This window comes from Roseobacter sp. FCG-D35, from assembly GCF_033436665.1.
Taxonomy (GTDB): Bacteria; Pseudomonadota; Alphaproteobacteria; order Rhodobacterales; family Rhodobacteraceae; genus JAWQFO01.
Window position 1 is genome coordinate 55,199 of sequence record NZ_JAWQFO010000012.1, and the last position, 13,286, is coordinate 68,484.

The window sequence follows — 13,286 nt, forward strand, 5'->3', positions numbered from 1 at the left end:
GACGCGCGATGTTCGGACTGGAACTTTCCTTCATCTGGGCCGGGATCATCGCCTTCGCGGTGCTGGTCTACGTGATCCTCGACGGCTTCGACCTCGGCGTCGCCATCCTGTTCCCGCTCACCAAGGACGAGCAGGAGCGCAACGTGATGATGAATTCCGTGGCCCCGGTCTGGGATGGCAACGAGACCTGGCTGATTCTCGGCGGCGGCGGTCTTTTCGCCGTTTTCCCGCTGGCCTACGCCGTCATCATGCCGGCGCTCTACATGCCGATCATGCTGATGCTGCTGGGCCTTGTCTTTCGCGGCGTGGCCTTCGAATACCGCTGGCGCACGAAGCGCTGGAAGGGGCTGTGGGACATCGCCTTCTTCGGCGGATCGCTGACGGCGGCGATGTGTCAGGGCATAGCCCTCGGCGCTCTGGTCCAGGGCATCGAGATCGCCGACCGCGCCTATGCCGGCGGCTGGTGGGACTGGTTGACGCCGTTCTCGATCGTCACCGGCATCGCCGTTACCGCTGGCTACGCCCTGCTGGGGGCCACCTGGCTCAACATGAAGCTCGAGGGCCGCATCCAGGCGCACATGCGTGATCTGGCCTGGCCGCTCACGCTGGCGACGCTGGTCTTCATGGCCATCTTCAGCCTCTGGACGCCCTTTCTCGACACCGTCTATTTCACGCGCTGGTTCACGTGGCCTTCGGCCGTGTTTTCCGTGATGGTGCCGTTTCTCGTCCTGCTTTGCGCGGGAGGCGTGTTCTACGGGCTGCGAAACTATCATGACATGACGCCGTTCTTCTGCGCCCTGGGTCTTTTCATCCTCGGGTTCGCGGGCATCGGCGTCAGCTTCTACCCGTGGCTCGTGCCACCCTCGCTGACCATCGTGGATGCAGCCGCACCTGACGATTCGCTGGCCTTCACGTTGGTCGGCACGCTGGTGCTGGTCCCGCTGATCCTAGGCTACACCGCCTACGCCTACTGGGTGTTTCGCGGCAAGATCGACCCCGAAGAGGGATATCACTGATGCAGCGTCCCTGGCTCAAACGGGCCGGTTGGTTCGTGCTGATCTGGTGCGTCTCCGTGGGCGCACTGGGCATCGTCGCTTACGGATTGCGCTCGGTACTCTTGTGACGTTGCGGCACTTTGGGCCCAATATGCCCCAAGCAATAGACTGTTTCCGTTCTGCCCTCCTTGGACCATTGTATTGTCATTTGCATTCAAATACTGGTGGAGGACAAGAGTCGCCTATAAGGCGATCAAGAAAGAACTTCTTAACCAGTAGGTAGACCTATGAGAAAAGCACTTTTGGCACTTGCCGTTGGCATCGCGAGCCTCGCGGGCGCGGCATCGGCCGCAACCATCACGCAGTTCAACAAGACGACGAACGACGGTGTTTACAACCTGTCGGCCGCGCAGGCCGCGTATCTAGGCGACGCGTCGGCGACCCACATCGGCTTCTTCCGCGTACGCGAAGGCAACGGCACCGTTCTCAACGCCGGCGACACCTTCAACGTCGCTACCATGAACAACTCGGTGACTTCGGGCGCAGGCAGCATCCTTGCGTTCCTGAACGGCCGCAACGCTGACCTCGGCTACACCGGCGACTTCTTCGACGCGCTCGGTGAGACCACCCTTGGCGCCGCCACCAGCTTCTACGAAGGCGTGGCCTTCCTGTTCAGCGGCAACGGCAACATCGTCTTCCGCGGCAGCTCGACGTTCAACGCCGGGCAGACGCGCGGCGCTCTGGACCTCGACGTGCCGGCGGTGCCACTTCCGGCAGCCGGCTGGCTGCTGGTCGCCGGTCTCGGCGGTCTCGGGCTGATGAAGCGCCGCCGCAAGGCCTGAGCTTCGATCCCAGATAGTTCAAAGGCAGGCGAACGTGACCATTCGCCTGCCTTTTTCGTTTGCGCGCGCGACCTGCGGGGACCTGACGCCACATCACGCCGACGATCCCTTGCCAATCCGGTCGTCCTCTGGCCCTCTTTGCGCCGACAGCAGCGGAAAGGATTGCCAGATGCGCGCGATGCAAGTGACCGAGCACGACCAGCCTCTTGCGCTTTCGGACATCGACCGGCCCGAGCCGAAACCCGGTGAAGTCCTGGTCAAGGTGCACACCTGCGGGTTGAACTTCGGCGACCTGCTGATCATCAAGGGAACCTACCAGGAACGTCCGCCGCTGCCCTTCACGCTGGGGATGGAACTCTGCGGCACCGTGACCGCGCTGGGCGAGGGCGTGACGGGCGTGGTCGTCGGCCAGCGCGTCGCCGCCTATTGCGGTTTCGGGGCAATGGCGGAATATGCCGCGATCCCGGCCGAGCTCTGCGTGCCGATCCCGGATGCGATGACCGACACCGACGCGGCCGCCTTCCTGATTTCCTACGGCACCAGCCACGTCGCGCTCGACTACAAGGCCAAGCTGCAATCGAGCGAGCGTTTACTCGTGCTGGGCGCGTCCGGTGGCGTCGGTCTTACCGCGGTCGAATTGGGCAAGCTCATGGGCGCCGAAGTCGTCGCCGTGGCCCGCGGCCAGGAAAAACTCGCCATCGCTCGGGATGCCGGCGCCGACCACCTGATCGATTCCGAAACTGACGACATCCGCCAGGCGGTCAAGGACCTGGGCGGGGCCGATGTGGTCTACGACCCGGTCGGTGGCGACCAGTTCAAGGCGGCGATGCGCGCTTGCAATCCCGAGGCGCGCCTGATCCCGCTGGGGTTCGCTTCGGGCGAGGTCCCGCAAATCCCGGCCAACCACCTGCTGGTCAAGAACCTCACGGTGATCGGGCTCTACTGGGGCGGCTACATGCGCTTCAAGCCTGCCGTGCTCACCGACAGTTTCAAAACCCTCATCGACTGGTACGTCGAGGGAAAGATCCGCCCGCATGTCTCGCACGTCCTGCCGCTCGAGGAGGCCGATGCCGCGCTCGATCTGCTGCGCACCCGCAAGGCGACGGGCAAGGTCGTGGTGCAGGTGGCCTGACGCGCCTCAGCGCCGCGAGGGCGCGCGACTGATGACCTTCGCCTTCTGCCGCTCGCGCAGGAAGACGAACAGACCCGAGCCGAGGATCAGCGCGATGCCGGCCCAGACCTCCCAGGCCGGCAGGGTCCCGAAGATCAGCCAGCCCCAGAACACCGCAAGCGGCAGTCCGACATATTCGAACGGGGCAACCGTCGCCGCGTCCGCCGAACGGTAGGCCTGTGCCAGGCAGTAGCCGATGATCGCCGCATTGGCGCCGAGCGCCGTCATCAGCCAGAGGTCGCCGCCGTGCGGCCAGACCCAGGCGCGCAGCAGGAAGATGATCGAGGCGCTGTCCGAGCCTTCCGCGAAGCGCCCGTCGCCAGCGACGAGGAAGAACCCCAGCGAGACCGCGACGAAGGTGCCCTGCATGTAGACTGCGAGGGCCGAGGCCTTGCTCGTGACCCCCAGCTTGCGCGTGAGGATCTGGTTCAGCGCATAGGTCAGCGCCGAGAACACCGGCAGCAGCAGGACAATGCGCGATACGCCAAGGCTTTCGGTTCCGGCCCAGGGACGCTGCATGATGACGACCCCGGCAAACCCCACCAGCACCGCCGAAAGGCGCATGATACCGACCTTCTCGCCCAGGAACGGGATCGACAGCACGGTGATGAAGAGCGGGGCCGCGAAGAACAGTGCCGTGGCTTCCGCCAGCGGGATTGCCGCCAGCGCAACGAAAAAGGTCATGTTGGCGATGACCACCAGGAGACAACGCAGAAGCTGGAGGCCCGGTTGGCTGGTGCGCAGGATACGCCAGCCGCCTTCGATCTGAACGATGATCAGCGAAAAGCAGATGCCGATGGCGCTGCGCGCAAAGACGATTTCGTGCAGCGGGTAGCCACCGGACAGCCGCTTGACCAGCATGTCGTTGACCGAGATCGCAAGCACGCCGACAAGGATGAAGGCGATGCCGACGGTGGCGCGATTCTGGGCGAGGGCGGTCATGGATCAGACCTACCAGCGCCGCTGGCGGTGTCCAGCACCGACGCAACGCCCACTTTCGGCCAGTGGCGAAGTGCCTTGGCATGCGCTAAGAGAGGCCAAGTCAAGCTCAGGAGTGCGCCCCATGCAGATGTCCGACACCCGCCAGATCGCCGCAAGCCCGGCACAGGTTTACGCCGCGCTCCTGACGCCCGAGGTCCTGAAGGCCTGCGTGCCCGGCGCGCAAGAGGTCACCGGATCGCCCGAAGAGGGGTTCGAGGCGACCGTGGTGCAGAAGGTCGGCCCGGTGAAGGCGACGTTCAAGGGCATGGTGCAGATCTCGGACATGGTCGAGAACCAGAGCCTTACCATCGCCGGCGAGGGCAAGGGCGGAGCCGCGGGCTTTGCCAAGGGCAGCGCCGACGTACGTATGGCCGAGAAGGACGGCGGCACGGAACTGAGCTACGACGTCGACGCCAAGGTTGGCGGCAAGCTCGCCCAGCTCGGCAGCCGGATCATCGACGGCTTCGCCAAGAAGATGGCCGACCAGTTCTTCGAGAACCTGCAGACCACGATCGAAGGTCCCGCCCAGTCCGAAGATGCGCCCGACGACGACGCCCCGGTCGAGGAAAAGCGCAGCTGGCTCAAGCGGTTGACCGGCAAGGAATAGTCCGGGGTTCGGGCGCGGCCGCGAAAGGTCGGCGTCGGTTCTTACCTGCCAAGGAAAAGCCTGCGGTGGCCGTGTCAGGCGGTCTTATGCAAGTGCCAGACCTGCTCGACCGGGTAGGTCTTGGCCCAGTCCGCCGGAACGGCCCCGCGTGTTCCCGAAGACCATTCCGGCGCATAGACCTCCTGATACTTCGTGACGGCAAAGCCGATGGTTGCAAACAGGTCCATCCAGTCCGCGAAGGTCAGGTTGAAGCAGATGCCGCTCGGTTCGAATTCGACCTCCGTCCAGTCCGCGCCCCACATCCCCCGGTAGGGGCGGTGAAGGGTCGTGTCGCAGGGCGCGCCGTTAAGCGGTGAGCAGATCAGCGACAGCGGATGGTTCCCGAGGAACACCAGCCGCCCGCCGGGACGCAGCAGCCGCCAGGCTTCCCGCAACCACACGTCCGGCGGACACCAGATGGCCGCGCCGTATTCCGAGATCGCGAAGTCGAAGGCGGCGTCCGGCAGGCCGGTCTGTTCGGCGTTCCCCTCGATGAACGTGATGTCCGCACCGTGCTCGTGCGCAAGCCTGCGCGCGACGGCTAGCTGTTCGGTGGAAATGTCGATCGCCGTGACCTTCGCGCCCCTTCGGATCATCCAGCCCGAGACGTAGCCCGTTCCGCAGCCCAGTTCGATCGCCTGTGTTCCGGTCAGGTCCGCGGGAAGCAGGTTCAGTCCGTCGTCGGGGTGACTCCAGTTTCCCCACACCGGTGTCTCAAGGCTCCAGAGGCGTTCTCCGACTTCGACCCAGTTGACGGCGTCTCGGTTCCAGAGATCCCGGTTGATGGTCAGGTGGTCGCGCGACATTGCCAAGGCTCCGATTGCGGTCTTGCCCTGTCATATCACGGTTTGCCGTGGATCGGTGCGCGTGCAAGCGACAATCGCCTGTAACTCCCATGCCCCGGGAGAACCGGCGTTCGCACAAGCGCAGAGCGCGATGTGCGGATATGCACTGTCGCTCTGCGCTGGCGCGTATTAGGTATTCCGTCAAAGCAGAGGGACGGAACGCATGGCGGCAATTCTGGACATCCGGGATCTCCGGAAGACCTATCCCGATGGGTTCGAAGCCCTGAAGGGCGTGAACCTGTCCATCGAGCATGGCGAAATCATAGCACTTCTGGGCCCGAACGGAGCGGGCAAGACAACGCTCATCTCGACGGTCTGCGGCATAACCAACATGACTTCGGGCTCCGTCAGCGTCGGGGGCCACGACATCATCAACGACTACCGCGCGGCGCGCTCGATGATCGGGCTGGTGCCACAGGAGATCTCGCTCGAGCCGTTCGAGAAGGTCATCAACACGGTGCGCTTCTCGCGCGGGCTTTTCGGCAAGGGCGCGGACGACGCGCTGGTCGAGAAGGTGCTGCGCGACCTATCGCTCTGGGACAAGCGCGACAGCCAGATCCGCGCGCTGTCGGGCGGCATGAAACGCCGTGTTCTGATCGCCAAGGCGCTGGCCCACGAGCCGCAACTGCTGTTTCTCGATGAACCGACCGCCGGCGTCGACGTCGAGCTGCGCAAGGACATGTGGGAGGTCGTTGCCGGGCTCAAGGCGGCCGGCGTGACCATCGTGCTGACCACGCATTACATCGAGGAGGCCGAGGCCATCGCCGACCGCGTCGGCGTCATCGCCAAGGGCGAGTTGCTGCTTGTCGAGGAAAAGCAAAGCCTCATGGCGCGCATGGGCAAGAAGCAGCTCGAGGTTCAGCTCTCCGAGCCGGTCGAGGCGATCCCGGAGCGACTGCAGAAATATGATCTGTCGCTGAAGGCACCGGACACGCTGGTCTACACCTACGACACGCGCCGCGAACGGACCGGGATCACCAAGCTGCTGTCGGACGTCTCGGGTTGCGGGCTGGTGTTGCGCGACGTGGTCACGCGCCAGAGCAGCCTCGAGGACATTTTCGTGGGTCTCGTTCACGAAGACGCCGACGACCAGGACACAAAGGACGACGCGGCATGAACTGGACCGCCATCAAGGCCATCTACAAGTACGAGATGACGCGGTTCTTCCGCACGCTGGCGCAAAGCCTGATCTCGCCTGTGATCTCGACATCGCTCTACTTCGTCGTCTTTGGCGCCGCGATCGGTAGCCGCATCGACCAGGTCGAGGGCGTCAGCTATGGCGCCTTCATCGTGCCGGGGCTCATCATGCTGTCGGTCATCACGCAAGGCATCTCGAACGCCTCCTTCGGGATCTATTTCCCGAAATTCATCGGGACCGTCTTCGAATTGCTTTCCGCCCCGGTCAACTTTCTCGAGATCGTCGCGGGGTATGTCGGGGCCGCGGCGACCAAGGCGCTGATCATCGGGCTGATCATCCTCGGGACGGCGTTCTTCTTCGTCGACATCACGATCCTGCACCCGGTCGCGATGATCGCCTTCCTGGTGCTGACCTGCGTCAGTTTCGCGCTGATGGGGTTCATAATCGGCATCTGGGCCGGCAACTTCGAGCAGTTGCAGCTGGTGCCCCTGCTGATCGTCACCCCGCTGGTCTTTCTCGGCGGCTCGTTCTACTCGATTTCGATGCTGCCGCCGGTCTGGCAGACGATCTCGATGTTCAACCCCGTGGTCTATCTGATCTCCGGCTTCCGCTGGGCCTTCTTCGGACAGGCCGACGTGCCGATCGGGCTGAGCCTGCTGGCCATCGCGGCCTTCACGGCGATTTGCCTCGGCACGATCTGGTGGATCTTCCGCACCGGCTGGCGGCTGCGGCAATAACGGGCGCGGGGCAAAAGACTTGCCGCCGCCCGCCTTGTCCCGCCAGCCCGCGCAATCTACATGGGCTGCATGAAGCGCTGGATCCCCTTCCTGAAATCCGACCCCGTCGTCGCCATCGTCCGCATGTCCGGGATGATCAGCGCCTCGGGGCGCGGCACCTTGAACGACGACACGCTCGGGCCTGTTCTTGAAAAGGCCTTCAGCCGCGGCAAGCCTGCGGCCGTTGCGTTACAGATCAACTCGCCGGGAGGCTCGCCGGTGCAAAGTTCGCTCATCGGCGCGCGCATCCGCCGCCTTGCGGCGGAAAAGGAAATCCCGGTCTACGCCTTCGTCGAGGATGTTGCGGCCTCGGGCGGCTACTGGTTGGCTGCTGCGGCCGACGAGATCTATGCCGACGAAAGCTCGGTCCTGGGCTCGATCGGTGTCATCTCGGCGACATTCGGCGTGCACCAGTTCATCGAACGCCACGGTGTCGAACGCCGTGTCTACACCGCCGGCAAGTCCAAATCCATGCTCGACCCGTTCCGTCCGGAGAACCCCGAGGACGTGGCCCGGCTGAAGACCCTGCTCGACGGTATCCATGACAGCTTCAAGGCGCATGTCGCGCGGCGGCGGGAAGGCAAGATCGTCAAGGACAGGGACCTTTTCACCGGTGAGATATGGCTTGCGGAGCAGGCCACCGAACTCGGCCTGATCGATGGGGTGGGCCACCTGCGCCCGATGATGAAGGAACGTTTCGGCGACAAGGTGAGCTTTCGCCGCTACGGCGTGAAACGGCCCTGGCTGTCGCGCTTCGGCGCACAGGTATTCGGACATCTCGCCGACGATATCGAGGAACGCGCCGCCTTTGCCCGGTTCGGGCTCTGATCGATGATCGTAAAGATCGTACTGCTGTTCCTGCTGGTCATCGCGGTCTTCGCGATGATGGGCAAATTGCACTGGCTCGGCGGCCCCCGCATCGCGTCCCCGAAATGCCCTGCCTGCGGGCGGTTCCGCATCGGCAAGGGGCCCTGCGCCTGCGGCCACGGGGGGCGTGAGCGATGACCGCATGGCTGCTGTGCGGGCTGGGGCTCGTGATCCTGCTGCTGGCCGGCGACGCGCTGGTCAAGGGAGCCGTCAACATGTCGCTTCGCCTCGGCGTGCCGGCCTTGATCGTCAGCCTGACCATCGTGGCCTTCGGCACCTCCGCGCCCGAACTGCTGATCTCGATCTCGGCGGCGCTCGACAACGTGCCGGGGCTCGCACTCGGCAACGTGGTGGGCTCGAACACTGCCAACATCCTGATGGTTCTGGGCATCCCGGCGCTGCTGGCCACGATGCATACGTCGCATTGCAACTCGCGCAAGACCTACGTTCAGATGATCGCCGCGTCGCTGCTATTCATCGCATTGGCCTTCCGCGGTGTCTTCGACTGGATCGCGGGCCTGGTGCTGCTGGCCGGTCTCGCGCTGATGCTGGCCGATGCGTTCCGCGATGCGCATCTGCACCGGCAGGCCTGCAAGGCCGATCCCGAGGACGAGGTCGAGGGTGCGGACCCGTCGATGCGCTGGTGGCGGATCATCGTCTACCTTGTGCTCGGTCTCGTCGGGCTGCCGCTCGGGGCCGACCTTCTGGTCACCAACGCCACGATCATCGCCCAGACCTACGGCGTTTCCGACACCGTGATCGGGCTGACGCTGGTCGCGGTCGGCACCTCGCTGCCGGAACTTGCGACGACCGTCATGGCCGCCCTGCGGCGCCAGGCCGACGTGGCGCTTGGCAACGTAATCGGCTCGAACATGTTCAACCTGCTGGCCATCATCGGCATCGCCAGTTTCGTGCGGCCGATCCCGGTCGATCCGGCCTTTCTCGACTTCGATCTCTGGGTGATGCTGGGGGCATCCGTGTTGCTGTTCCCCTTCGTCTTCATGCGGATGGACATCACCCGAGTCTGGGGCGTTGTGCTGTCGGGGCTCTATCTTGCCTATCTCGCCATCGTCCTGAGCTGAATTCAGATCCGAAAGGAGGCATGACATGTCCCGTTGTCTCGTCACCGGCGCCGGCCGCCGCCTCGGCCGTGCCATGGCGCTGTACCTTGCCGCCCGCGGCTACGACGTCGCCGTGCACTACGCCAGTTCCGAAGCCGAGGCCGAGGAGGTTGCGGACAAGGTCAGGCTGATGGAGCGCAAGGCCGTGGCGTTACAGGCCGACCTGCTTGACGATGCGCAGACCGAACGGCTCTTTTCCGAGGCCACCGAAGCGCTGGGCGGGCCGATCACCTGCCTCGTCAACAATGCCTCGATCTTCGAGCGCGACACGATCGAGACGGCGACGCGCGACAGCTGGGACCGGCATATCCAGTCGAACCTTCGCGCACCCTTCCTCCTGACCCAGGCAATAGCTGCACAGGGACTTGCGCCCGACACCGACCCTTCTGGCGAGCCGGTGGCCTCGGGGCTGATCGTGAACATGGTGGACCAGCGCGTGCGCAAGCTGACCCCGGACTTCATGACCTATACCCTGGCCAAGATGGGGCTCTGGGCGCTGACGCAGACATCGGCTCGCGCGCTGGCGCCCGCTATACGTGTCAACGCGATCGGCCCGGGACCAACCCTGCGGGGTGAACGCCAAAGCGAAGCGCACTGGGCGCGGCAACGTGCCGCGACCATCCTCGAACGGGGGGCCAATCCCGAAGATGTCACGTCGGCCCTGGGCTACTTTCTCGACGCACCGGGGGTCACGGGGCAGCTGCTCTGTGTCGACGGCGGACAGCACCTGGCATGGCGTACGCCGGACGTGCTCGGGGACGGGTGAGCGACCTCTCGCCGGACTTACGCACCTGCTGACAAAAGCGTTACAAAAGCGTTACGAAAATGCCTTTGATTTCATATGTTTGCGCGACCAAGATAAAAAAATATCGCGATTTCAATAGCTTGAAAATACGCTGAATTATTGTGCAAACCGTTGAAACCTGCGGGATACAAGGGAAAATCCGGCGAGGCTGCAACTTGTGCGCAGAGTTATCCACATGAACCGTGGAAACCTTAAGGCTTGAAACCGACCGCTGTAAGGTGCAGCCAGAGCGGAGAATCATGACAGGCGACACAACCGATCAGTCCCCGGCGCGCGACGTGCCGACCGGCCACGAGGTGGTTCAGGGCTACCTGAAGACGCTCGACGGATCGCCGGGCGTCTACCGGATGCTCGACGCGCAGAATCGTGTGCTCTACGTCGGCAAGGCGCGCAACCTTCGGGCGAGAGTGTCGAGCTACGCGCGGCCGCTGGGGCATTCGCCCCGGATATCGCGGATGATCGCTGGGACCGCCTCGATGATGTTCCTGACCACGCGCACCGAGGCCGAGGCGCTGCTGCTGGAACAGAACCTCATCAAGCAGCTCAAGCCCAAGTTCAACGTGCTGCTGCGCGACGACAAGAGCTTTCCGAACATCCTCGTCACCGGGGATCACGATTTTCCGCAGATCAAGAAACACCGCGGCGCGAAAAAGGAAAAAGGCAGCTATTACGGACCGTTCGCCAGCGCCGGGGCGGTGAACCGCACGCTCAACCAGTTGCAGCGCGTGTTCCTGTTGCGCGACTGCTCGGACAGCATGTTCGAGACCCGCACGCGGCCCTGTCTTCAGTACCAGATCAAGCGCTGCTCGGCGCCCTGCGTCGGCAAGATCGGCCGCGACGAGTACCGCGCCTCGGTCAAGGATGCCGAACGATTCCTGTCGGGCCGGTCGACGGACGTTCAGGGCAAGCTTGCGGCGCAGATGGCCGAGGCCTCCGAGGCGATGGAATTCGAACGCGCCGCCGCCCTGCGCGACCGGATCAAGGCGCTGACGCAGGTCCAGACGGCGCAGGGGATCAACCCGAGGAACGTCACCGAGGCCGATATCATCGCGCTGCACATGGATACCGGGCAGGCCTGCGTGCAGGTGTTCTTCATCCGCTCCGGGCAGAACTGGGGCAACCGCGACTACTACCCGCGCGTCGGCCTCGACGTCGAGCCCGCCGAGGTGCTCGAAGCGTTCATCGGCCAGTTCTACGACACCCGCGAACCGCCCCGACAGCTGATCCTCAGCAACGAGATCGAAAATCCCGACCTGATGGCCGAGGCGCTGACCGGAAAACTCGGGCGCAAGGTCGAGCTTCTCGTGCCGCAGCGGGGCGAAAAGGCCGAACTGATCGAGAACGCCCTGCGCAACGCACGCGAAAGCCTTGCGCGGCGCATGGCCGAGACCGCGACGCAGGCGAAACTGCTTCGGGGGCTGGCCGAGGCGTTCGAGCTCGATGCGTCGCCGGGGCGGATCGAGGTCTATGACAACTCGCACATCCAGGGCGCGCACGCCGTCGGCGCCATGATCGTCGCAGGCCCTGAAGGGTTCCTGAAGAACCAGTACCGCAAGTTCAACATCCGCGGCGAAGACCTGACCCCCGGCGACGATTTCGGCATGATGAAGGAAGTGCTGACGCGGCGGTTCAAGCGGCTGCTGAAGGAGGATGCCGACCGCAGCCGAGGCCAGTGGCCGGATCTGCTCTTGATCGACGGCGGGGCCGGGCAGGTGAGTGCGGTCGCGCAGATCATGGGAGAGATGGGGGTCGAGAACCTTCCGGTCATCGGCGTCGCCAAGGGCATCGACCGTGACGCCGGCAAGGAAGAGTTTCACCGTCCCGACCGGCGCCCCTTCGCGCTGCGCCACAACGACCCGGTGCTCTATTTCATCCAGCGCATGCGCGACGAGGCGCACCGCTTCGCGATCGGCACGCACCGCGCCAAGCGCGCGAAGGCGGTCGGCGCGACACCGCTCGACGACGTGCCGGGCGTGGGGGCGGCGCGCAAACGCGCGCTGCTGGCGCATTTTGGGTCCGCCAAGGCGGTCAGCCGGGCCAACCTCGCCGACCTGCGGGCCGTCGACGGCATCTCGGAAGGGTTGGCGCAGAAGGTCTATGACTACTTCAACGAACGCGGATGAGGGGCGCTCGTCTCCGCGGCGCTTGTCGCTTTCGCCCGTTCTGGCGGCGATGTAATGTGAGCGCATGACGATGAACCTGCCCAATCTGCTCACGGTTCTGCGCCTTCTCGCGGCGCCCGGCGTTGCGATCATGTTCCTCTATTTCAGCCGTCCGCTGGCGGACTGGTTCGCGCTGGTTCTCTTCGTGACGGCGGCCATTACGGACTGGTTCGACGGCTATCTCGCCCGGGCCTGGAAGCAGGAAAGCAAGCTTGGTGCGATGCTCGACCCGATCGCCGACAAGGCGATGGTGGTGATCGCGCTGATGGTCATCATCGGCTTTTCCAGCTGGTCGGCCTGGCTGGTTCTGCCGGCGACCATGATCCTGTTCCGCGAGGTCTTCGTGTCCGGGCTGCGCGAATTTCTCGGCGACGTGGCCGGCACGCTCAAGGTCACAAACCTCGCCAAGTGGAAGACGACCTTCCAGATGGTCGCGATCGCAGTACTGTTCTCGCAGGGCGTTTTCGAGCACTACCTCGCGGTTTCCGCCGAGGGGCTCGATCCCGGGCAGGTGCAGGCGGCACTGGCCGGCGCTGCGGAGGACACGCAGAACCTGCGCTGGAAAAGCTGGGCGATGCACTCGGCCGGTATTCTCGGGCTGTTCCTGCTCTGGGTCGCCGCGGCTCTGACGCTGGTGACGGGATGGGACTATTTTCGCAAGGCATTGCCGCATCTGAAGGATGAGACGTGATGGACGTATTGTACTTTGCCTGGGTGCGCGAACGCATCGGCCTGCCGCGGGAGAGGATCGAGACCGGAGCCGCGACCGTGTCGGAACTGGTCGACGAACTGCGCGGACGCGAGGCACGCTACGAGGCGGCTTTCGCCGACACCAGCGCCCTGCGCGTGGCGCTCGACCAGCAGCTGTCCGACTTCGACGCGCCGCTGGCAGGCGTCCGCGAGGTCGCGTTCTTTCCGCCGATGACCGGGGGCTGAG

The 13,286-nt window shown here is 64.4% G+C and carries 16 protein-coding genes; 14 read left to right on the forward strand and 2 right to left on the reverse strand.

Annotated features, from left to right (window positions below):
* The first annotated feature begins 8 nt into the window (after nt 1-8).
* From cydB to R5H30_RS20485, 4 genes are all read left to right on the forward strand, one after another.
* Entirely contained in the window at nt 9-1,016 is a 1,008-nt protein-coding gene (gene cydB, locus R5H30_RS20470; RefSeq protein WP_318330573.1) for a cytochrome d ubiquinol oxidase subunit II, read from the forward strand.
* Nucleotides 1,016-1,123: a DUF2474 domain-containing protein gene (locus tag R5H30_RS20475; protein ID WP_318330575.1), complete on the forward strand. Its 108-nt coding sequence runs from the start codon at nt 1,016-1,018 to the stop codon at nt 1,121-1,123. Before cydB ends, R5H30_RS20475 begins: the two co-directional genes overlap by 1 nt.
* 159 nt (nt 1,124-1,282) lie before the next feature.
* Nucleotides 1,283-1,837 (forward strand): VPLPA-CTERM sorting domain-containing protein, encoded by a 555-nt coding sequence (locus R5H30_RS20480; RefSeq protein ID WP_318330577.1) that lies wholly within the window; start codon nt 1,283-1,285, stop codon nt 1,835-1,837.
* Nucleotides 1,838-2,006: 169 nt separating this feature from the next.
* Entirely contained in the window at nt 2,007-2,969 is a 963-nt protein-coding gene (locus R5H30_RS20485; protein ID WP_318330580.1) for an NADPH:quinone oxidoreductase family protein, read from the forward strand.
* Between the two features lie 6 nt (nt 2,970-2,975).
* Here the strand turns inward: R5H30_RS20485 and R5H30_RS20490 are convergent, their stop codons facing one another.
* The gene (locus tag R5H30_RS20490) at nt 2,976-3,950 is read right to left on the reverse strand and encodes a DMT family transporter (RefSeq protein ID WP_318330584.1); all 975 of its coding nucleotides are present in this window, start codon (nt 3,948-3,950) and stop codon (nt 2,976-2,978) included.
* A gap of 121 nt (nt 3,951-4,071) precedes the next feature.
* On the opposite strand from R5H30_RS20490, the gene R5H30_RS20495 reads away from it, so the two are divergent.
* Nucleotides 4,072-4,596 (forward strand): SRPBCC family protein, encoded by a 525-nt coding sequence (locus tag R5H30_RS20495; protein ID WP_318330585.1) that lies wholly within the window; start codon nt 4,072-4,074, stop codon nt 4,594-4,596.
* Nucleotides 4,597-4,670: 74 nt separating this feature from the next.
* Here R5H30_RS20495 and R5H30_RS20500 read toward each other — a convergent pair whose 3' ends face one another.
* Entirely contained in the window at nt 4,671-5,441 is a 771-nt protein-coding gene (locus tag R5H30_RS20500; protein ID WP_318330588.1) for a class I SAM-dependent methyltransferase, read from the reverse strand.
* A gap of 202 nt (nt 5,442-5,643) precedes the next feature.
* On the opposite strand from R5H30_RS20500, the gene R5H30_RS20505 reads away from it, so the two are divergent.
* From R5H30_RS20505 to moaD, 9 genes are all read left to right on the forward strand, one after another.
* Complete coding sequence (locus R5H30_RS20505) at nt 5,644-6,597, forward strand: ABC transporter ATP-binding protein (RefSeq protein WP_318330590.1); 954 nt, start codon at nt 5,644-5,646, stop codon at nt 6,595-6,597.
* Entirely contained in the window at nt 6,594-7,355 is a 762-nt protein-coding gene (locus tag R5H30_RS20510; RefSeq protein ID WP_318330592.1) for an ABC transporter permease, read from the forward strand. The genes R5H30_RS20505 and R5H30_RS20510 overlap by 4 nt, the downstream gene beginning before the upstream one ends.
* A 69-nt stretch (nt 7,356-7,424) precedes the next feature.
* On the forward strand, nt 7,425-8,222 hold the full coding sequence (locus R5H30_RS20515) for a S49 family peptidase (protein WP_318330595.1): 798 nt from the start codon (nt 7,425-7,427) through the stop codon (nt 8,220-8,222).
* 3 nt (nt 8,223-8,225) lie between these two features.
* Nucleotides 8,226-8,399 carry a hypothetical protein gene (locus tag R5H30_RS20520; RefSeq protein WP_318330598.1) on the forward strand — a complete coding sequence of 58 codons (174 nt, stop codon included), beginning with the start codon at nt 8,226-8,228 and terminating at the stop codon, nt 8,397-8,399.
* Complete coding sequence (locus tag R5H30_RS20525) at nt 8,396-9,343, forward strand: calcium/sodium antiporter (protein ID WP_318330600.1); 948 nt, start codon at nt 8,396-8,398, stop codon at nt 9,341-9,343. Before R5H30_RS20520 ends, R5H30_RS20525 begins: the two co-directional genes overlap by 4 nt.
* A gap of 25 nt (nt 9,344-9,368) precedes the next feature.
* On the forward strand, nt 9,369-10,148 hold the full coding sequence (locus R5H30_RS20530) for an SDR family oxidoreductase (RefSeq protein ID WP_318330602.1): 780 nt from the start codon (nt 9,369-9,371) through the stop codon (nt 10,146-10,148).
* 278 nt (nt 10,149-10,426) lie between these two features.
* The gene (gene uvrC, locus R5H30_RS20535) at nt 10,427-12,310 is read left to right on the forward strand and encodes an excinuclease ABC subunit UvrC (RefSeq protein WP_318330604.1); all 1,884 of its coding nucleotides are present in this window, start codon (nt 10,427-10,429) and stop codon (nt 12,308-12,310) included.
* Between the two features lie 64 nt (nt 12,311-12,374).
* Entirely contained in the window at nt 12,375-13,040 is a 666-nt protein-coding gene (gene pgsA, locus R5H30_RS20540) for a CDP-diacylglycerol--glycerol-3-phosphate 3-phosphatidyltransferase (protein WP_318330605.1), read from the forward strand.
* Nucleotides 13,040-13,285: a molybdopterin converting factor subunit 1 gene (moaD, locus tag R5H30_RS20545; protein ID WP_318330607.1), complete on the forward strand. Its 246-nt coding sequence runs from the start codon at nt 13,040-13,042 to the stop codon at nt 13,283-13,285. The genes pgsA and moaD overlap by 1 nt, the downstream gene beginning before the upstream one ends.
* Nucleotide 13,286: the final 1 nt, after the last annotated feature.

Coding starts and splice junctions, on each gene's coding strand:
- cydB (WP_318330573.1), top strand. CDS start 9: ATGTTCGGACTGGAACTTTCCTTCATCTGGGCCGGGATCATCGCCTTC.
- R5H30_RS20475 (WP_318330575.1), top strand. CDS start 1,016: ATGCAGCGTCCCTGGCTCAAACGGGCCGGTTGGTTCGTGCTGATCTGG.
- R5H30_RS20480 (WP_318330577.1), top strand. CDS start 1,283: ATGAGAAAAGCACTTTTGGCACTTGCCGTTGGCATCGCGAGCCTCGCG.
- R5H30_RS20485 (WP_318330580.1), top strand. CDS start 2,007: ATGCGCGCGATGCAAGTGACCGAGCACGACCAGCCTCTTGCGCTTTCG.
- R5H30_RS20490 (WP_318330584.1), bottom strand. CDS start 3,950: ATGACCGCCCTCGCCCAGAATCGCGCCACCGTCGGCATCGCCTTCATC.
- R5H30_RS20495 (WP_318330585.1), top strand. CDS start 4,072: ATGCAGATGTCCGACACCCGCCAGATCGCCGCAAGCCCGGCACAGGTT.
- R5H30_RS20500 (WP_318330588.1), bottom strand. CDS start 5,441: ATGTCGCGCGACCACCTGACCATCAACCGGGATCTCTGGAACCGAGAC.
- R5H30_RS20505 (WP_318330590.1), top strand. CDS start 5,644: ATGGCGGCAATTCTGGACATCCGGGATCTCCGGAAGACCTATCCCGAT.
- R5H30_RS20510 (WP_318330592.1), top strand. CDS start 6,594: ATGAACTGGACCGCCATCAAGGCCATCTACAAGTACGAGATGACGCGG.
- R5H30_RS20515 (WP_318330595.1), top strand. CDS start 7,425: ATGAAGCGCTGGATCCCCTTCCTGAAATCCGACCCCGTCGTCGCCATC.
- R5H30_RS20520 (WP_318330598.1), top strand. CDS start 8,226: ATGATCGTAAAGATCGTACTGCTGTTCCTGCTGGTCATCGCGGTCTTC.
- R5H30_RS20525 (WP_318330600.1), top strand. CDS start 8,396: ATGACCGCATGGCTGCTGTGCGGGCTGGGGCTCGTGATCCTGCTGCTG.
- R5H30_RS20530 (WP_318330602.1), top strand. CDS start 9,369: ATGTCCCGTTGTCTCGTCACCGGCGCCGGCCGCCGCCTCGGCCGTGCC.
- uvrC (WP_318330604.1), top strand. CDS start 10,427: ATGACAGGCGACACAACCGATCAGTCCCCGGCGCGCGACGTGCCGACC.
- pgsA (WP_318330605.1), top strand. CDS start 12,375: ATGACGATGAACCTGCCCAATCTGCTCACGGTTCTGCGCCTTCTCGCG.
- moaD (WP_318330607.1), top strand. CDS start 13,040: ATGGACGTATTGTACTTTGCCTGGGTGCGCGAACGCATCGGCCTGCCG.